The organism is Variovorax sp. W1I1, from assembly GCF_030815625.1.
GTDB lineage: Bacteria > Pseudomonadota > Gammaproteobacteria > Burkholderiales > Burkholderiaceae_C > Variovorax > Variovorax paradoxus_C.
Genome location: NZ_JAUSWZ010000001.1, coordinates 2,322,460 through 2,337,825 on the forward strand (window position 1 = coordinate 2,322,460; position 15,366 = coordinate 2,337,825).

The 15,366-nt window shown below is 66.2% G+C and carries 16 protein-coding genes; 7 read left to right on the forward strand and 9 right to left on the reverse strand.

All coding sequences use genetic code 11. The annotated features are described in order from the left end of the window. Nucleotides 1-35: 35 nt before the first annotated feature. From QFZ83_RS11015 to QFZ83_RS11040, 6 genes are all read left to right on the forward strand, one after another. The gene (locus QFZ83_RS11015; protein ID WP_307506082.1) at nucleotides 36-935 is read left to right on the forward strand and encodes a LysR family transcriptional regulator; all 900 of its coding nucleotides are present in this window, start codon (nucleotides 36-38) and stop codon (nucleotides 933-935) included. A gap of 205 nt (nucleotides 936-1,140) precedes the next feature. Then, complete coding sequence (locus QFZ83_RS11020; protein ID WP_307506084.1) at nucleotides 1,141-1,440, forward strand: helix-turn-helix domain-containing protein; 300 nt, start codon at nucleotides 1,141-1,143, stop codon at nucleotides 1,438-1,440. Then, complete coding sequence (locus QFZ83_RS11025; protein ID WP_307506087.1) at nucleotides 1,440-2,771, forward strand: HipA domain-containing protein; 1,332 nt, start codon at nucleotides 1,440-1,442, stop codon at nucleotides 2,769-2,771. The genes QFZ83_RS11020 and QFZ83_RS11025 overlap by 1 nt, the downstream gene beginning before the upstream one ends. A 160-nt stretch (nucleotides 2,772-2,931) precedes the next feature. Next, on the forward strand, nucleotides 2,932-3,345 hold the full coding sequence (locus QFZ83_RS11030) for a PaaI family thioesterase (RefSeq protein WP_013541225.1): 414 nt from the start codon (nucleotides 2,932-2,934) through the stop codon (nucleotides 3,343-3,345). Between the two features lie 235 nt (nucleotides 3,346-3,580). Beyond that, entirely contained in the window at nucleotides 3,581-3,901 is a 321-nt protein-coding gene (locus tag QFZ83_RS11035) for a hypothetical protein (RefSeq protein ID WP_307506090.1), read from the forward strand. A 141-nt stretch (nucleotides 3,902-4,042) separates the two neighbouring features. Then, nucleotides 4,043-4,603 carry a fasciclin domain-containing protein gene (locus QFZ83_RS11040; RefSeq protein WP_306879222.1) on the forward strand — a complete coding sequence of 187 codons (561 nt, stop codon included), beginning with the start codon at nucleotides 4,043-4,045 and terminating at the stop codon, nucleotides 4,601-4,603. Nucleotides 4,604-4,917: 314 nt separating this feature from the next. On the opposite strand, the gene QFZ83_RS11045 is transcribed toward QFZ83_RS11040, so the two are convergent. Continuing rightward, on the reverse strand, nucleotides 4,918-5,628 hold the full coding sequence (locus QFZ83_RS11045; protein WP_307506094.1) for an XRE family transcriptional regulator: 711 nt from the start codon (nucleotides 5,626-5,628) through the stop codon (nucleotides 4,918-4,920). Nucleotides 5,629-5,696: 68 nt separating this feature from the next. On the opposite strand from QFZ83_RS11045, the gene QFZ83_RS11050 reads away from it, so the two are divergent. Beyond that, nucleotides 5,697-5,939 (forward strand): XRE family transcriptional regulator, encoded by a 243-nt coding sequence (locus QFZ83_RS11050; protein WP_306879224.1) that lies wholly within the window; start codon nucleotides 5,697-5,699, stop codon nucleotides 5,937-5,939. Between the two features lie 181 nt (nucleotides 5,940-6,120). Here the strand turns inward: QFZ83_RS11050 and QFZ83_RS11055 are convergent, their stop codons facing one another. The 8 genes from QFZ83_RS11055 to QFZ83_RS11090 all read right to left on the reverse strand — a co-directional run bounded on the left by QFZ83_RS11055 (nucleotide 6,121) and on the right by QFZ83_RS11090 (nucleotide 15,237). After that, nucleotides 6,121-6,630 (reverse strand): hypothetical protein, encoded by a 510-nt coding sequence (locus tag QFZ83_RS11055; protein WP_307506097.1) that lies wholly within the window; start codon nucleotides 6,628-6,630, stop codon nucleotides 6,121-6,123. A gap of 52 nt (nucleotides 6,631-6,682) precedes the next feature. Continuing rightward, entirely contained in the window at nucleotides 6,683-8,653 is a 1,971-nt protein-coding gene (locus QFZ83_RS11060) for an ABC-F family ATP-binding cassette domain-containing protein (protein WP_307506100.1), read from the reverse strand. A gap of 170 nt (nucleotides 8,654-8,823) precedes the next feature. After that, the gene (gene prmB / locus QFZ83_RS11065; protein ID WP_307506103.1) at nucleotides 8,824-9,702 is read right to left on the reverse strand and encodes a 50S ribosomal protein L3 N(5)-glutamine methyltransferase; all 879 of its coding nucleotides are present in this window, start codon (nucleotides 9,700-9,702) and stop codon (nucleotides 8,824-8,826) included. Beyond that, nucleotides 9,699-10,874, reverse strand: a complete 1,176-nt coding sequence (gene dapE, locus QFZ83_RS11070) for a succinyl-diaminopimelate desuccinylase (RefSeq protein ID WP_307506105.1) — start codon at nucleotides 10,872-10,874, stop codon at nucleotides 9,699-9,701. Before dapE ends, prmB begins: the two co-directional genes overlap by 4 nt. A gap of 14 nt (nucleotides 10,875-10,888) precedes the next feature. Then, nucleotides 10,889-12,037: a PilT/PilU family type 4a pilus ATPase gene (locus tag QFZ83_RS11075; RefSeq protein WP_013541234.1), complete on the reverse strand. Its 1,149-nt coding sequence runs from the start codon at nucleotides 12,035-12,037 to the stop codon at nucleotides 10,889-10,891. Between the two features lie 50 nt (nucleotides 12,038-12,087). After that, nucleotides 12,088-12,921, reverse strand: a complete 834-nt coding sequence (gene dapD, locus QFZ83_RS11080) for a 2,3,4,5-tetrahydropyridine-2,6-dicarboxylate N-succinyltransferase (protein ID WP_013541235.1) — start codon at nucleotides 12,919-12,921, stop codon at nucleotides 12,088-12,090. 60 nt (nucleotides 12,922-12,981) lie between these two features. Further along, the gene (gene dapC, locus QFZ83_RS11085; protein WP_307506108.1) at nucleotides 12,982-14,193 is read right to left on the reverse strand and encodes a succinyldiaminopimelate transaminase; all 1,212 of its coding nucleotides are present in this window, start codon (nucleotides 14,191-14,193) and stop codon (nucleotides 12,982-12,984) included. A gap of 48 nt (nucleotides 14,194-14,241) precedes the next feature. Then, nucleotides 14,242-15,237 (reverse strand): DUF3829 domain-containing protein, encoded by a 996-nt coding sequence (locus QFZ83_RS11090; RefSeq protein WP_307506111.1) that lies wholly within the window; start codon nucleotides 15,235-15,237, stop codon nucleotides 14,242-14,244. Nucleotides 15,238-15,366: the final 129 nt, after the last annotated feature.

A 15,366-nucleotide genomic window follows, 5' to 3' on the forward strand; every position in this document is an offset into this window, starting at 1 on the left:
TGATAATCGGCACGGGCTGTGCAGGATTCAGAACAATGAAAGCCGATCTCGGAGATCTCAACGCCTTCGTGGCGGTGGCGGGCGCCAAGGGCTTTCGGGACGGCGCGCGCCTGAGCGGTGGGAGCGCCTCGAGCTTGAGCGAGGCTGTGCGCCGGCTGGAGACGCAGCTCGGCGTTCGCCTGCTGCATCGCACGACCCGCAGCGTGCGGCCCACGGAAGCCGGAGAACGCCTGCTCGAGCGGCTGCGGCCCGCGCTCACCGAGGTCGAGGCGGCGCTCGATGTGGTGAACGGCTTTCGCGACCGGCCGGCGGGCACGCTCAAGCTCAATGTGCCGATCAGCGCCGCGCGACTCGTGCTGCCGTCGATCGTGCCGCCGTTTCTGGCCGCTTATCCGGAAATCTCGCTGGAGGTGATCGCGGAGGACGGCTTCGTCGATGTGCTGGCCGCCGGTTGCGATGCCGGCATTCGCTACGACGAGCGGCTCGAACAGGACATGGTCGCGGTGCCGATCGGCCCGCGCGTGCAGCGTTTCGCGGTGGCCGCAGCGCCTTCGTACCTGGACCGCCGCGGCAGGCCCGAGCATCCGCGCGACCTGCTCGGCCACGCCTGCCTGCGCGGGCGCTTCGCCAGCGGGTCGATGCCCCCGTGGGAGTTCGAGCGCGATGGCGAAGCCCTGCGCATCGATGTGACCGGCCAGTTGATCGTCCGGATCGGTTCGGCCGCCGATCTCTCGGTCGATGCGGCCATCGCCGGTGCCGGTGTGATCTACCTGTTCGAGGACTGGCTGCGGCCCCATCTCGACAGCGGTGCCCTCGAACCGATCCTGGAGCCTTGGTGGCCGCGTTTCTCGGGCCCTTTTCTCTACTACCCCGGCCGCCGGCTGCTGCCTGCGCCGTTGAGGGCGTTTGTGGATTTCATACAGCGTGAGGGCTGAGTTGCGGGTTGCCATTTCGGCGCCGCCGTAGGCTGAACCATGGGACCCCGCCAAGTAAGCTGGCGCGCAGCTATTTCGCATTCACATTGTTCCGGTATGCCGGAACAAACGCATTCAGAGGCGCGGGTGGCGAATTGTTCCGTTATTGCGAAACTAATGGCGACTTTTCAGCTTTCGGCTTATAGTTCCGGAAATACGGAACAATATGGCCCGAACACTTCCTGAATTCCAGCAGAACCTGAGTCCAGCCGCGGCATCCCTCGAGCAGCTCGGCAAGCTCGTGCGAAATCGACGCGCTCAATCGCGCATGCGCATCGACGACGCTGCGTCCCTCAGCGGAGTCTCCAGCGACTTGCTTTCGCGTTTGGAGAACGGCAAGCCGGTGACCGCGGACAAGCTCATGCTGGTGTTGGACAGCCTGGGCCTTCGCATGCTCGTCGTGCCCAAGACCGCCATTCCTGTCCTCGAGGCAGCGCTTGACCCCTCCGCGGGCGAGGGGCGGTGATGGACGGGTACATCCTGGACGTCTACGCGGAAGCCGTGCGGGTCGGCACGCTCGGCTATGACCAGGCTCAGGATGCCTTCCACTTCGACTACGGCGCTGCCTGGCGGACGTTGCCGGGCCGGTACCCGCTCTCGCCCCATCTGCCCTTGGAGGGGAGCGCGTCGCCGCAGGCCATCCGCCGTTTCCTGGAGAACCTGCTCCCTGAAGGCGAGGCGCTTGCCGTGGCGGCCACCGATGCGCGCGTGGCGCGCAACAACGTCTTCGGGCTTCTGCGCCACCTCGGACATGAGACCGCTGGCGCGCTGAGCTTTGTCGCTGCCGGCCAAGAGCCGGCCGAGCAAGAGCCACTGCGCCGGCACCTGCCGCTCGAGGAGCTGCAGGCACGGATCGACAACCGCGCGAACGAGCCCTTCAACCGGTGGGACGGCAAAGTGCGCATGTCCATCGCGGGGCATCAAGACAAGCTTCTGGTGGCCGTCGAGGAAGACAGGCTGTTCCTGGTCGACGGGGTGCTGTCGTCCACGCACATCCTCAAACCAGAGCCCGTGCGTGAGGACGCAAGGTGCATGGTGGCCAACGAGCATTTCTGCATGCAATTGACCCATCGCATCAGCATGCGGCGCTGGAAGGCGCCTGGTGCCGCGCACGTGAGCATCCTGCGAGTGCCGTCGCCGGTCTTGAGCATCGAGCGATTCGACCGCCGCAAAACGCCGGACGGCGTCGAGCGGTTGCACGTCATCGACGGGTGCCAGGCGCTGGATCTGTCGGTGAATGCAAAGTACGAGCGCAACGTCGGGGACCAGCCGGAGGTGCGGCACATTCGCGATGGCGCCAGTTTCGAAAAGCTCGGCGCACTCCGGCGCGGGTTCGTCGAACCGGCGCTGGGCATGCAGCGCCTGGTCCTTTGGGCGGTCACGACCCTGCTGTTCGGCAACAGCGATTCGCATGGCAAGAACATCTCGTTCTTCGTCGACCGCACAGGGCTCACGCCCACGCCGCTGTATGACCTGGTGAGCGTCGTGCAGTACGCGGCGTTTCATCACGACCTGGCGATGGCATTCGGGGACGAGTTCGAACTGGATGCAGTGCGTTCGTTCGCGCTTGCCGACTTCTGCATGCGCTTAGGCATCGACCGCAGGTACTTCGCCCGCGAGCTGACGCGACTCTGTGACTTCGCACTTCAAGAGGCGCCCGCGCAGGCGGCGGACGCTGCGTACACGGGAGAGGAAGTCGCCTTCGTGCGAGACCTCGCTCAGTTCGTGGCCCGACGGGCGCAGGCCTTGTCGGCCATGGCGCGCGATATCCCGAAATTCACCGCGGATCACTTCTAGTCGTCGGCGTCGCAAGACCAGGGCCGGAGCAGCCGCGCTTTGCAGCAATGTCATGGGGCAGCGGCAGCCCCCGGAGCGAGGATGAACTGCAAGAACGGCAGACGACAGACCGCCGGCTTCGGATGAGAATGACCGCTGATTTCATCAGCGCACGATTTCAATGAACGACGATCTAGAAGCACGAATTCGCTCCGGCCAGGCATTGTCCGAATCGATGGGCAACTTCCACGTGACCGGGTGGTCGCCCGAGCGCAAGACGGTCCAGGCCGCCTTCACGGTAAGACGCGAGTACTGCCATACGAACGGCACCATCGCCCAGGGCGGATTCATCACCGCCTGGCTCGATGCCGCCATGGCCCATGCCGTGATGCACGACTCGGAGCAGCAGCAGACCGTCTTCAGCCTCGAGATCAAGGTGAGCTTCTATGAAAAGGTCGGCCCGGGCGAGGGGCGGGTCGAAGGGCGGGTGATCAGGCGTGGCAAGCGCATTGCGTTCCTCGAAGCTGCGCTCTACAACCCGGAGGGCAAGTTGGCCGCCGAGGCATCCTCGACCGGAATACTGGCAAGCCTCTAGTGCGTTGACGCCGGCCGCAAATTGCGTGGGACTGATCGGGCCTGCAGCAAGCGGGGCCGCCTGGTCTTCATCAACAACCGCTTCGCACGGCATTCAAGCGACAGCTTCGTCCCCAGCTTCGATGCCAACGCGCGCGCCTTCGGCCTACGCGAATGTCCGCCGCCCGCTGAGCAGGGCCGGCGGGTTCGAGGGCCAAGCTCGGCGCTGAGATCAACCTACAAGGAAAGGCTTTCGCATGAGCGCCAACGACACCCGGCTTTCGGGCCCGATCGCAGAAGAACTGACGCCGCTGGAGATTTCCCAAGGCATTCTCGAAAGCGAAGAAAACCCGAGCGCCTTGCGCGCGGTCACCCCGCTGGAGCGGGCGGCTTCCGGTGAAGGGGAGAGCGGCGAACGGCAGCGCTCGCGCATCGGGCGTTTCCTCTTGAGCCCGGTGGTGCTGGCCGGTGCGGCCGCGACGGGCGTGGGCCTGATCCTGGCGCTGGCCTATGCAAAGAAGACGCCGCGCTCGGAATTGCGCGCGCACTTGCGGACGCTGGGCTCGTTCCGGTTCTGAGGACGACTGAGGACGGTGCGGCGCCAACAGGCGCCGTTTTCTTTTTTCGTCGATGAACGAATCTGCTGCAGGCAACGCCCCGTATTGAAGGCAGCCGTCGCGCATTTCGCGGCGTGCTCGTCACACAACAGGAGCACCTTCATGCAGAGCAAACTTCATCGCCTCGCCGCCGTCACCCTTGCCGTCGCGCTTTCCGCCGGAGCCTATTCGGCGATGGCGGCCAGCGTCATGGTCGGCGGCGCGCCGATGCTGCCCACCAAGGACATCATCGACAACGCGGTCAACTCCAAGGACCACACGACGCTGGTGGCGGCCGTCAAGGCGGCGGGCCTCGTCGACACGCTCAAGGGCCCCGGTCCGTTCACCGTGTTCGCACCGACCAACGCGGCCTTCGCGAAGCTGCCGGCAGGCACGGTCGACACGCTGCTCAAGCCCGAGAGCAAGGATGCGCTGACTGGCGTGCTCACCTACCACGTGGTGTCGGGCAAGCTCGATGCGGCCGCGCTCAAGAAGGAGATCAAGGCCGGCAAGGGTTCCGCCGAGCTGAAGACCGTCGCCGGCGGCACGCTCATCGCCAAGAGCAAGGGCGGCAAGATCACGCTCACCGACGAGAAGGGCGGCACCGCCACCGTCACGATCCCGAACGTCTACCAGTCGAACGGCGTGATCCACGTGGTCGACAAGGTGCTGCTGCCCAAGTAAGGCCAAGCCGTACCCGCCCCCTGTCTCTGTCTTCTTCCAGCGAACACCGCGGAACCGGCTTTGCCGGGCCGCAGGTGTTGCCCCCGGTAGGGGGTTGGCGAAGCGACACGAAGTGCGCGCAGCCTGGGGGCGAGCAACAGTGCTTAAAAAAAAAGCCCGCACGAAGGCGGGCTTGAAGGTGACCTGCTGGAGGAGGGAGGATCAGAGAGGATGCAGGCCACGGGAGAGACCCAACTATGCGTTCCGAAACTGAAAGCCACCTGACCTGTTCGCGCTCTCGCCCGTTCCTCATTCCGCGCTAACTCGGTCCGCAATCAATCCTCGTCTTCCCACTTGCCGATGACCGTGCCGAGCACGACGAACGCGGTGCGGATCGGCTCGTGCTTCGGATTGAGCGGCAGCAGCCAACGCGGGCCGTCCTGCTCCTTGAATTCCTTGAACGTGAGCTTGCCGCCTTCCGTGACCAGCGCAATGACCCGCTCGCCGTCGGCGGGGGTCTTGAGGTTGGTGTCCACGAAGATGATCGAGCCTTCGGGATAGCTCTTCAGCTCGCCGCTGGCCGCGGCCATGCTGTCGCCCTCCACCCGCAGCGCATAGGTCTTCTCGGGGCTGTGGTGGGCGATGCAGGGAATCCAGCGGTCGGTCGTGTGCGTGCCCGCGATTTCCCAGTTGGCGGCCTGCGACCAGGAAATGAGCGGCACCGTGTCGGGCGTTCCGGGCTTGAAGTACGGCAGTTCCGGCGGTACGCGCACCACCCGGTAGATGGCGGCGGGCTCGTTGGCCTGGTGCTGCGCCTGGCGGATCTGGATGGGGTCCCACGGCGCCGGGCCATCGCCGGTGTCCAGCCAGTTGGGATCGGCCCGGTAAGCGCGGGCCAGGGCCAGCAGGCCCCCGGTGCGGATCGTTGCGCCGCGCTCGATCTTCGAGATGCTTGCCTGTTTCACGCCCGAGACGACTTCGGCCTGCTTCTGGGTCAGTTTGGCGTATTCGCGTGCCGCCTTTGCACGTTTGGCAATAGTCTCCATAGCAGGCTATTTAAGCCTGAATGAATATTACCTCTAGAATTCGAAATATAAAACAGGGAGTATTTTCAATGAAGCCACGCGAGTTGGTGCATGCGTTGCGGGCCATGGGCCTCACGCAAAAGCAGATCCAGGAACGCACCGGGATCCCGCAACCCACGGTCAGCAAGATCGGCCTCGGGAGGGTGCGCGACGTGATGTCGCGCCACTACGTGGCGCTGTTGACCGCCTACGAACACCAGGTGAAGGTGCAGGCCGCTGCTGCGGTGGCGCCGGCCCCGGCTTCGTTCCACTGGCCCCGCGTCAATGAATGAGCGGTGCGCCGTCCTCCATCGCCGGGCTTGTGGCTCGACGGCGCACTGTGCGCATTGGTGGCGCTGCTGTCCGCGGCGGCGCTGTTCTACGGGGTCTTGAAAGGCATTCCGGCGGTGACCGGCATGGCGGCGTTCGGCCTGTCCGGGGCGGCCTGGGCCGCGTGCGTGCTGCTGGACGACGCTAGGCGCCAACGGGCACGTGCTGTGCGGGAGGCGCTAGAGCGAGAGTGGCGCTGACGCGCACGCAGTCCTTGATGTGCTGTTCGCCCAGTGCGCGCAGGGCCGCATAGCCGAGCGCCGCCGACACGATCTGCCCCGCGATCGGCACGTACTTGGTGGCCTGCTTGGCCGTGAGGCGCACGCCGGCGTGCTTGGCCAGCTTGATCAGCAGGTCGCGCGTCACGAGCCGGCCGACCAGCAGCGCGCCCACGGTAGTAGCAGCCTTCTGGATGCGCTCGCGCTGGTGCGGCGCGAGCTTTTCGACCTGGGTGACCGAGAGCCCGAATTCGGCGCTGATCTGCGGCACCAGCCGCGAGAGCAGGGCCGCATCGGCCGCCCAGTCGATGCCGGGCAGCGGAATCGCGCTGGCCGCCGCCGCCATCAGGGCCTTGCGGCCGATCAGTCTCCGGCTGCGGTGGATGGCCGCGATGATTTTTTCGTCACCATGGGCCAGTTCGATCGCGGACGGCATGCGGCGTGTCTCCTTGATGGGCGGTGCCGGCAGGGTGCCGGCGGGTTCAGGGTCAGGCTGCCAGAGCCTCCAGCTGGTCCGAAAGGGCCAGCCAGCGCTCCTCGAGCTTGGCGATTTCTTCGTTGAGGGCCTTCAGCCGCTTGCCTGCCTCGGCGAGTTCGGCCGGCGCAATCGGCTCGGCCAAGCGGGCTTCCAGCGCAGCCCGTTCGACGCCAGCCGCGGCCAGGCGTTCATCGACCTGGGCAATTTCGCGCTTGATCGGCTTGGCCTGGTCGCTGCGCTGCTGGCGCTCCTGCGCGCTGGGCTTGGCCGCGACGGCTGCGGCGGCCGCAGCAGCCACCGCGCTCTCCGCCTCGCGCACAGCGACCTTGGCTTCCTCGCGCAGGCGCTTGGCTTCGTCCAGCAGATAGCGCTGATAGTCATCCAGGTCACCGTCGAAGTCGGCAACGACACCGCGGCCCACGAGCCAGAACTCGTCGCACACCGAACGCAGCAGCGCACGGTCGTGGCTCACCAGCATCAGCGTGCCTTCGAACTCGTTGAGCGCCACGGCCAGGGCTTCGCGGGTGGCGAGGTCCAAGTGGTTGGTGGGCTCGTCCAGCAGCAGGAGGTTGGGGCGCTGCCAGACCATCATCGCGAGCACGAGGCGGGCCTTTTCGCCGCCGCTCATGGTGCCCACGGGCTGCTTGACCATGTCGCCGCTGAAATTGAAGCTGCCGAGGAACCCGCGCAGCGCCTGCTCGCCGGTGCTTTCCTTCACCGCGCTGCCCAGCTCGCGGGCCATGCGCACCATGTGCTCCAGCGGGTTGTCCTGCGGGCGCAGCACATCGAGTTCCTGCTGCGCGAAGTAGCCGATGTTCAGGCCCTTGCCCTCGGTGACTTCGCCGGCCAGCGCGCCCATTTCGCGCGCAATGGTCTTCACCAGCGTCGACTTGCCCTGGCCGTTCGCGCCCAGGATGCCGATGCGCTGGCCCGCCAGCACCGAGCGGCTCACGCCGCGCAGGATGGTCTTGGGCGCTTCGTCTTCGATCTCGTAGCCGAAGCTCGCATTCGCGATCGACAGCATCGGGTTGGGAATGTTGCCCGGCTCCTTGAATTCGAAGGTGAAGTCGGCTTCGGCCAGCAGCGGCGCGACCCGCTCCATGCGCTCCAGCGCCTTGACCCGGCTCTGCGCCTGCTTGGCCTTGCTGGCCTTGGCCTTGAAGCGGTCGATGAACTTCTGCAGGTGGGCGATCTTGTCCTGCTGCTTGGAGAACGCGACCTGCTGCTGCTCCATCTGCAGCGCGCGCATGTCCTCGAACTTGCTGTAGTTGCCGCCATAGCGGGTGAGCTGGGCGTTGGCGATGTGCAGGGTGACGTCGGTCACGGCGTCGAGGAACTCGCGGTCGTGGCTGATGACGATCATGGTGCCGGGGTACTTCTGCAGCCAGGTTTCGAGCCAGACGAGCGCGTCCAGGTCCAAGTGGTTGGTGGGCTCGTCGAGCAGCAGCAGGTCGCTCGGGCACATCAGCGCGCGGGCCAGTTGCAGGCGCATGCGCCAGCCGCCCGAGAAGCTGTTGACGGGGCCGTCGAGCTCGTGCGACTTGAAGCCCAGGCCGAGGATCAGCGCCTGTGCGCGCGGCACGGCGTCGTGCTCGCCGGCATCGGCCAGGTCGGTGTAGGCGTGGGCCAGTTCCATGCCGATGTCGGCGTCGTCGGGGTTCTCGGCGTAGGCGGCCTCGATGGCCGCGAGCGTGGCACGCAGCTCGGCCAGGCGGGTGTCGCCGCCCACCACGAAGTCGGTGGCCGACTCCTCGGTCTCGGGCATGTCCTGCGCCACCTGGGCCATGCGCCACTGCTTGGGCACGTAGAAATCGCCGCCGTCTTCGTGCAGCGAGCCGTTGAAGAGCGCGAACAGCGTGGACTTGCCTGCGCCGTTGCGTCCGACGAGGCCGACCTTTTCACCGGGGTTGATGGTGACGGTGGCGCCGTCGAGCAGTTTCTTGGCGCTGCGGCGAAGAATGACGTTTTTGAGAGTAATCATGAAATAGGAACCGTAGGGGCGATTATCCCGTCCGGCCCGGGGCGTCCTGGCGCGAAGGGGCAAAAGGGGATATCACCCGATGAAGGGGGACCGCAGCCAGCGCTGCGACGAATCGGCGGAAAGGAGCTTGGGCGGGCGCAGCTAACGCACGCCTGCGCCGGCCAGCACCGTCATGGCGGGGAGAGCGACGCGAGGGCCGCCCGGGTCACGAGCAGGACCTGGTCCTCGCCCGCCGAGGTTTCGAGCCACACCACTTCGAGCTGCGGGAATGCCGCTTCGAAGTAGTCGCGCTCGTTGCCGATTTCCAGTACCAGCACCGCCTGCTCGCTCATGCGGGAAGGCGCATCGGCGAACAGCTTCCGGATGAAGTCCATGCCGTCCGTGCCGCCGGCCAGGGCCAGTTCGGGCTCCGCCAGGTACTCGGCGGGCAGGGCGGCCATGCTGGCGCTGTTCACGTAGGGCGGATTGCAGAGCACCAGGTCGTACGGGCCAGGCAGGTTCGCGAGGCCATCGGACTCGACCAGCTTCACGCGCGCATCGAGTTCGTGCCGGGTGATGTTGATCGCTGCGACTTCGAGCGCCTCGACCGACAGGTCGGCGGCGTCCACCGTCACGTCCGGGTAGGTCAGCGCCGCGAGCACGGCCAGGCTGCCGTTGCCGGTGCACAGGTCGAGCACGCGCTGGGTATGCGGGCCGAGCCAGTAGTCGATGCTGCCGTCGGCGATCAGCTCGGCGATGAAGCTGCGCGGCACGATGGCACGCTCGTCGATGTAGAAGGGCACGCCTTGCAGCCAGGCTTCCTTCGTGAGGTAGGCAGCAGGCTTCCGCGTGGCAATGCGTTCGTCCAGCAGTGCCGCGACCTTGCCGGCATCGGCTGGCGAGACGGCCGTGTCGGCCACCGCGTCGATGTCGTCCAGCGGCAACTTCAGGCGCCACAGCACAAGCCACGCGGCTTCGTCAAAGGCGTTCGCGGTGCCGTGCCCGAAGGCGACGCCGGCTGCTTCCAACCGCTTCGCGCCGGCCTCGATGAGTTCGATGACGGTGCTCATCCGACGAGCGAGGCTTCGAGCCGTTCCAGCGTGCGCTTGTAGATGTTCTTCAGCGTCTCGATCTCGGCCACGTCGATGTGTTCGTCGATCTTGTGGATGCTGGCGTTGACCGGGCCGAGCTCGACCACTTGCTTGCAGATCTTGGCGATGAAGCGCGCATCGCTCGTGCCGCCGCTGGTCGAGAGCTCGGTCGCGATGCCGGTCTCGTCGGCAATGGCCGCCTGCACCGAAGTGACGAGTTCGCCGGGGGTGGTCAGGAAGGGCAGGCCGCCGACCGTCCAGGCGAGCGTGTAGTCCACGCCATGCGCATCGAGCACCGCATGCACGCGCTGCTGCAGCGATTCGGGCGTCGATTCGGTCGAGAAGCGGAAGTTGAAGTCGATCACCGCGTTCCCCGGAATCACGTTGCTCGCGCCCGTGCCCGAATGGAAATTGCTGATCTGCCAGCTCGTTGGCTGGAAATAGCCGTTGCCCGCGTCCCAGCCGCCGGCCGTGTTGATGGCCACCAGTTCGGCCAGCGCGGGCGCCACCGAATGCACCGGGTTCTTCGCCAGGTGCGGGTAGGCGATGTGGCCCTGTACGCCCTTGACCGTCAGCTTGCCGCTCATGGTGCCGCGGCGGCCGTTCTTGATCATGTCGCCGCAGCGCTCGACTGCCGTGGGCTCGCCGACGATGCAGTAGTCGATGACCTCGCCGCGCGCGGCCAGCGTGTTGCAGACGATGACGGTGCCGTCGACGCCCGGGCCTTCTTCATCGCTCGTGAGCAACAGGGCCAGCGTGAGCTTCGGGTCGGCCGTGCCTTGCAGGAATTCCTCGATGGACACGACGAACGCCGCCACCGAGGTCTTCATGTCACACGCGCCGCGGCCGTACAGCTTGCCGTCGCGGTGCGTGGGCGTGAACGGGTGGCTGGTCCATTGCTCGACGGGACCGGTGGGCACCACGTCGGTGTGGCCGGCGAACACCAGCGTCTTGCTGCCCGTGGTGTCGGCCGGGCGGCGCACCGCCCAGAGGTTGGTCACGCGAAAGTCGGCGGGCCCGCTCTCGATGGTTTCGAGCGTGAAACCCAGTTGCGCCAGCCGTTCGCCGAGGATCTGTTGGCAGCCCGCGTCGTCAGGGGTGACCGAGGGGCGCGAGATGAGTTGTTCGGCGAGCTGGAGCGTGCGGGACATCGGAAAGGCTTGGTTCAGAACTTCACGTCGAGCGTGATGTCGGTGAAAGTCGGTTCGTCGACTTGGTCGGTCAGATGGCGGTCGTCGACCTGCTGCTTGGGCGCAGCGCGGTTCTGCAGGCGCCACAGCAGGTTGGTGGGCGAGTCGGAATGGGCCAGGCCCTCTTCGCGCGTCACGCGCTCCTCGATGATGAGGCGGGCGATGTCTTCCTCGAAGGTCTGCGAGCCTTCGGCCATCGACTGCTGCATGGCTTCCTTCACCGCGGAGAAGTCGCCCTTTTCGATCAGGTCGGCCACGAGAGCGGTGTTCAGCATGACTTCGAGCGCCGGCACGCGCGCGCCGGCCGGCGTGCGCAAGAGGCGCTGCGACACGATGGCGCGCAGCGCGCCGCCCAGGTCGCCCAGCAGCGTGGGGCGCACTTCCACCGGGAAGAAGCTCAGGATGCGGTTCAGCGCGCGATAGCTGTTGTTGGCATGCAGCGTGGCCACGCACAGGTGCCCCGACTGCGCGTAGGCGATGGCGGCCGTCATGGTCTCGCGGTCGCGGATTTCGCCGATCTGGATCACGTCGGGCGCCTGGCGCAGCGCGTTCTTGAGCGCAACGTGCAGCGAGGTGGTGTCGCTGCCCACGTCGCGCTGGTTCACCAGCGATTTCTTGTTGGTGTAGGTGAACTCGATCGGCTCTTCCACCGTGAGGATGTGGCCGCTGGCGTTCTCGTTGCGGTAGTCCAGCATCGAGGCGAGCGTGGTGGTCTTGCCCGCGCCGGTCGCGCCGACCATCAGGATCAGCCCGCGCTTGTCCATGATCAGCGTCTTCAGGATGTCGGGCAGGTTCAGGTCGGCAAAGCTCGGAATGACCGAGGCGATGTGCCGCACCACCACCGCATACGTGCCGCGCTGGCGCATGGCGCTGATGCGGTAGTTGCCGGCGCCTTCGAGGGCGACGGCCATGTTCAGTTCGCCCGTGTTCTCCAGCTCCTGGATGCGGGCTTCGGGCACCACCTCGGACAGCAGCGCGAGCGGCGCCGTCGCGGGCAGGACCTGCGCATTGATCGGCACGCAGATGCCGTTGATGCGGATCATCACCGGGGAGTGAGCCGAGAGGTAGATGTCGGAGGCCTTGCGCTCGGCCATCAAACGAAGAATTCGCTCCATCATGTTCATCGGTCTCTCTCCTCGGGTCTGTTGTTTTCTAACGGGACAAAAGCAGGGGATCAGTCGCGCAGCAGGTCGTTCAGGCTGGTCTTGGAGCGCGTTTGCGCATCGACCGTCTTGACGATGATCGCGGCGTAGGTGCTGTAGTCCTGGCCCGACTTGGTCTTCTTGGGCAGGTTGCCGCTGATGACGACGCTGCCCGACGGCACGCGGCCGAAGAAGGTCTCGCCGGTGTCGCGGTTGAAGATCGGGGTGCTCTGGCCGATGTACACGCCCATGCCGAGCACCGAGTTTTCTTCGATGACCACGCCTTCGACCACTTCGGAGCGGGCGCCGATGAAGCAGTTGTCTTCGATGATGGTCGGGCCGGCCTGCAGCGGCTCGAGCACGCCGCCGATGCCGACGCCGCCCGACAGGTGCACGTTGGCGCCGATCTGCGCGCACGAACCCACGGTGGCCCAGGTGTCGACCATGGTGCCTTCGCCCACGTAGGCGCCGATGTTCACGTAAGAGGGCATCAGGATCGCGCCCTTGGCGATGTAGCTGCCGCGGCGGGCCACGGCCGGCGGCACGATGCGCACGCCCGATTCCTTGAGTTCGGCGGCCGACAGGTGCGAGAACTTGGTCGGCACCTTGTCGAAGAAGCCGAGCGAACCGGCCTGCATCTGCTCGTTGTCCTTCAGGCGGAACGACAGCAGCACGGCCTTCTTGATCCACTGGTGCACGGTCCACTTGCCGACGCTTTCGCGGGTGGCCACGCGCAGCTTGCCGTTGTTGAGTTCGGTGATCACGCTCTCGACGGCGTCGCGCACTTCGGCGGGGGCGGCGGAGGGCGAGATGTTGGCGCGGTCTTCCCACGCGGCGTCGATGATTTGTTGCAGTTGCTGGGTCATGGAGAGAGTCTCGGGTGAAAAATCGGGGCCAGGAGCCTTGGGAAGCGGTGCGTCAGCGGGTCAGGGCCGGCCGTCCTGCACGAAGCGGACGATGCGTTCGGCGGCTTCCACGCACTCGGCCGTTTCGGCGACCAGGGCCATGCGGATGCGGCCCCGGCCGGGGTTGGCGCTGTGGGCCGTGTTGCGCGCCAGATAGCTCCCCGGCAGAACCGTGACATTGTATTGAGCGTAGAGCGCGCGGGCGAAGGCTTCGTCGTCGCCAGCCCACACTTCGGGCACGCCCGCCCAGAGGTAGAAACTGGCGTCGGGCAGGCGCACGTCGAGCACGGGTTCCAGCAGCGGCGTGACCGCGGCGAACTTGGCGCGGTACTTGGCGCGGTTCTCGATCACGTGCGCCTCGTCGCCCCAGGCCGCGATGCTGGCGGCGGCCACGGTGCCGCTCATGGCGCTGCCGTGGTAGGTGCGGTAGAGCAAGAACTTCTTGATGATGGTCGCGTCGCCCGCCACGAAGCCGCTGCGAAGGCCCGGCACGTTGCTGCGCTTCGAGAGCGAGGTGAGGGCGATCAGGTTTTTGAAGTCGGGCCGGCCCAGCTTCACTGACGCTTCGAGGCCGCTCAAAGGGGGCTCGTCGCGGAAGTAGATCTCGCTGTAGCACTCGTCGGCCGCGATCACGAAACCGTGGCGGTCCGACAGGGCGAAGAGCTTCTGCCACTCGTCCAGCGGCATGACGGCGCCGGTCGGGTTGCCCGGCGAGCAGACGAACACGAGCTGGGTGCGGGCCCAGATGTCTTCCGGCACGCTGTCCCAGTCAACCGCGAAATTGCGCGACGGCACGCTCGGCACGTAGTAAGGCTCGGCGCCCGAGAGCAGGGCCGCGCCCTCGTAGATTTGATAGAACGGATTGGGCGACAGCACCACCGGCTGCGGCGACACCGTGGCATCGATCACCGTTTGCGCCAGCGAGAACAGGGCCTCGCGCGAGCCGTTGACGGGGAGCACCTGCGTCGCCGGATCGAGCGCCAAGCTGTAGCGGGTCTGGAGCCAGTCGGTGAAGGCGGTGCGCAGTTTCAGGTCGCCGGCGGTGGCGGGGTAGGCAGCCAGCGCGCCGAGGCTGGCGCTCAGCGCTTCCTTGATGAAAGCCGGCGTCGCGTGCTTGGGTTCGCCGATGCCGAGGCTGATGGGGGCGTATTCGGGGACGGGCGTGACGCCCGCGAACAGTTGCTTCAGCCGCTCGAAGGGGTACGGCTGCAACCTGGAAAGCAAGGGATTCATGCCCGGGATTATCGGCGACGGAGCCTCACCCGGGACTGGGGACCCGCGTCAGCAGAGCGGGTGGTTGAACTGCCCGATCATGTTGGCGAAGTTCTGGTTGTAGCGATTGGCCGAGCTCACGATGCTGGAGCTGCGCATGTGCGCCGGCATCCGGGCCATGGCGCCGGTCTCCTTGCGGGCGAACACGCCGTCCTTGATGTCCTTGACCATCGAGCGCGACTGGCCGATGAACTCGTTGATCTGCAGCATGCCGCCACTGCAGCTCTTGCCGCTCTGGGTCGACTGCTCGGCCATCTTCTTGCTCCAACCCGCGGCCGAGTCGGCCACCAGCGCGAGCGAGGCTTCGAAGGCGGCGAGCGCTTTCGGATCGTTGGGCGCCGCGAACAGCGCGCTGGCATCGGCGTGGTTGACCTTGCCGTGATAGATGAGCCCGGCGCGGTAGTAGGCGGCGGTGTCCTTGGGCGCTTTCTCGAAAGCTTCCTTGGTGAGTGCCTGGTCGCGGGCGCCCAGGCCCTTGTCGAACGCGGCTTCGGCCTCGGCAACGGTGGTGAGCGCGGCCAGGTAGTCCGTGCTCAGCTGGCGCGCCTTGTCGCCGTTGTCGGAGAGGTAGCCCTTGGAGTTGGCGTAGTCGTTCAGCTCGCGGCTCAGGGGCGACAGCACCTTGAGCGCAGCCGAGAACGCCTTGGCCGACTCGTCGATCTCGGGCAGCGGCGCGGCGATGGCGACGGCGGCGTCCAGCCTCTTGGCCGAGCGGTCGACGAGGATGTCGTTCTGGATGCGCAGGCTGGTCAGCGGCGCCTTGGCCTTCAGCAGCGGAACCTGGTTTTCGAGGTAGTTCTCGCGCGCTTCCTGGAACGAGGTGCTCAGGGTGTTGGAGACGTCGACGTAGATGTTGTATTTCTCGACGAGCTGCTGCTCGTCGCTGGACTGCTTGGCGGCGACCGGGGCCTGGCCCTGCGAGGTCTTGTCCGCCTTGTCGCCGCAAGCTGCGACGAGCGCCGAAATGGCGACGAGGGTGGCTCCCAAAAGTGTCTGGTACTTCATTCTTTCTTTTCCTCCGTTAAGAAAACCGAAAAGGCAGGCCGTGGCATGGCCTGCCGAAAACATCGGAGCCCGTTAGGGCCCCGGGGGAACATCGTGGAGAGGGCGCCGCTGCCTGAGGACAGCGGTCGA

Bases quoted from the DNA above. Each gene is read 5' to 3' on its own strand.
- QFZ83_RS11015 (WP_307506082.1), top strand. From the start codon at position 36: ATGAAAGCCGATCTCGGAGATCTCAACGCCTTCGTGGCGGTGGCGGGC.
- QFZ83_RS11020 (WP_307506084.1), top strand. From the start codon at position 1,141: ATGGCCCGAACACTTCCTGAATTCCAGCAGAACCTGAGTCCAGCCGCG.
- QFZ83_RS11025 (WP_307506087.1), top strand. From the start codon at position 1,440: ATGGACGGGTACATCCTGGACGTCTACGCGGAAGCCGTGCGGGTCGGC.
- QFZ83_RS11030 (WP_013541225.1), top strand. From the start codon at position 2,932: ATGAACGACGATCTAGAAGCACGAATTCGCTCCGGCCAGGCATTGTCC.
- QFZ83_RS11035 (WP_307506090.1), top strand. From the start codon at position 3,581: ATGAGCGCCAACGACACCCGGCTTTCGGGCCCGATCGCAGAAGAACTG.
- QFZ83_RS11040 (WP_306879222.1), top strand. From the start codon at position 4,043: ATGCAGAGCAAACTTCATCGCCTCGCCGCCGTCACCCTTGCCGTCGCG.
- QFZ83_RS11045 (WP_307506094.1), bottom strand. From the start codon at position 5,628: ATGGAGACTATTGCCAAACGTGCAAAGGCGGCACGCGAATACGCCAAA.
- QFZ83_RS11050 (WP_306879224.1), top strand. From the start codon at position 5,697: ATGAAGCCACGCGAGTTGGTGCATGCGTTGCGGGCCATGGGCCTCACG.
- QFZ83_RS11055 (WP_307506097.1), bottom strand. From the start codon at position 6,630: ATGCCGTCCGCGATCGAACTGGCCCATGGTGACGAAAAAATCATCGCG.
- QFZ83_RS11060 (WP_307506100.1), bottom strand. From the start codon at position 8,653: ATGATTACTCTCAAAAACGTCATTCTTCGCCGCAGCGCCAAGAAACTG.
- prmB (WP_307506103.1), bottom strand. From the start codon at position 9,702: ATGAGCACCGTCATCGAACTCATCGAGGCCGGCGCGAAGCGGTTGGAA.
- dapE (WP_307506105.1), bottom strand. From the start codon at position 10,874: ATGTCCCGCACGCTCCAGCTCGCCGAACAACTCATCTCGCGCCCCTCG.
- QFZ83_RS11075 (WP_013541234.1), bottom strand. From the start codon at position 12,037: ATGAACATGATGGAGCGAATTCTTCGTTTGATGGCCGAGCGCAAGGCC.
- dapD (WP_013541235.1), bottom strand. From the start codon at position 12,921: ATGACCCAGCAACTGCAACAAATCATCGACGCCGCGTGGGAAGACCGC.
- dapC (WP_307506108.1), bottom strand. From the start codon at position 14,193: ATGAATCCCTTGCTTTCCAGGTTGCAGCCGTACCCCTTCGAGCGGCTG.
- QFZ83_RS11090 (WP_307506111.1), bottom strand. From the start codon at position 15,237: ATGAAGTACCAGACACTTTTGGGAGCCACCCTCGTCGCCATTTCGGCG.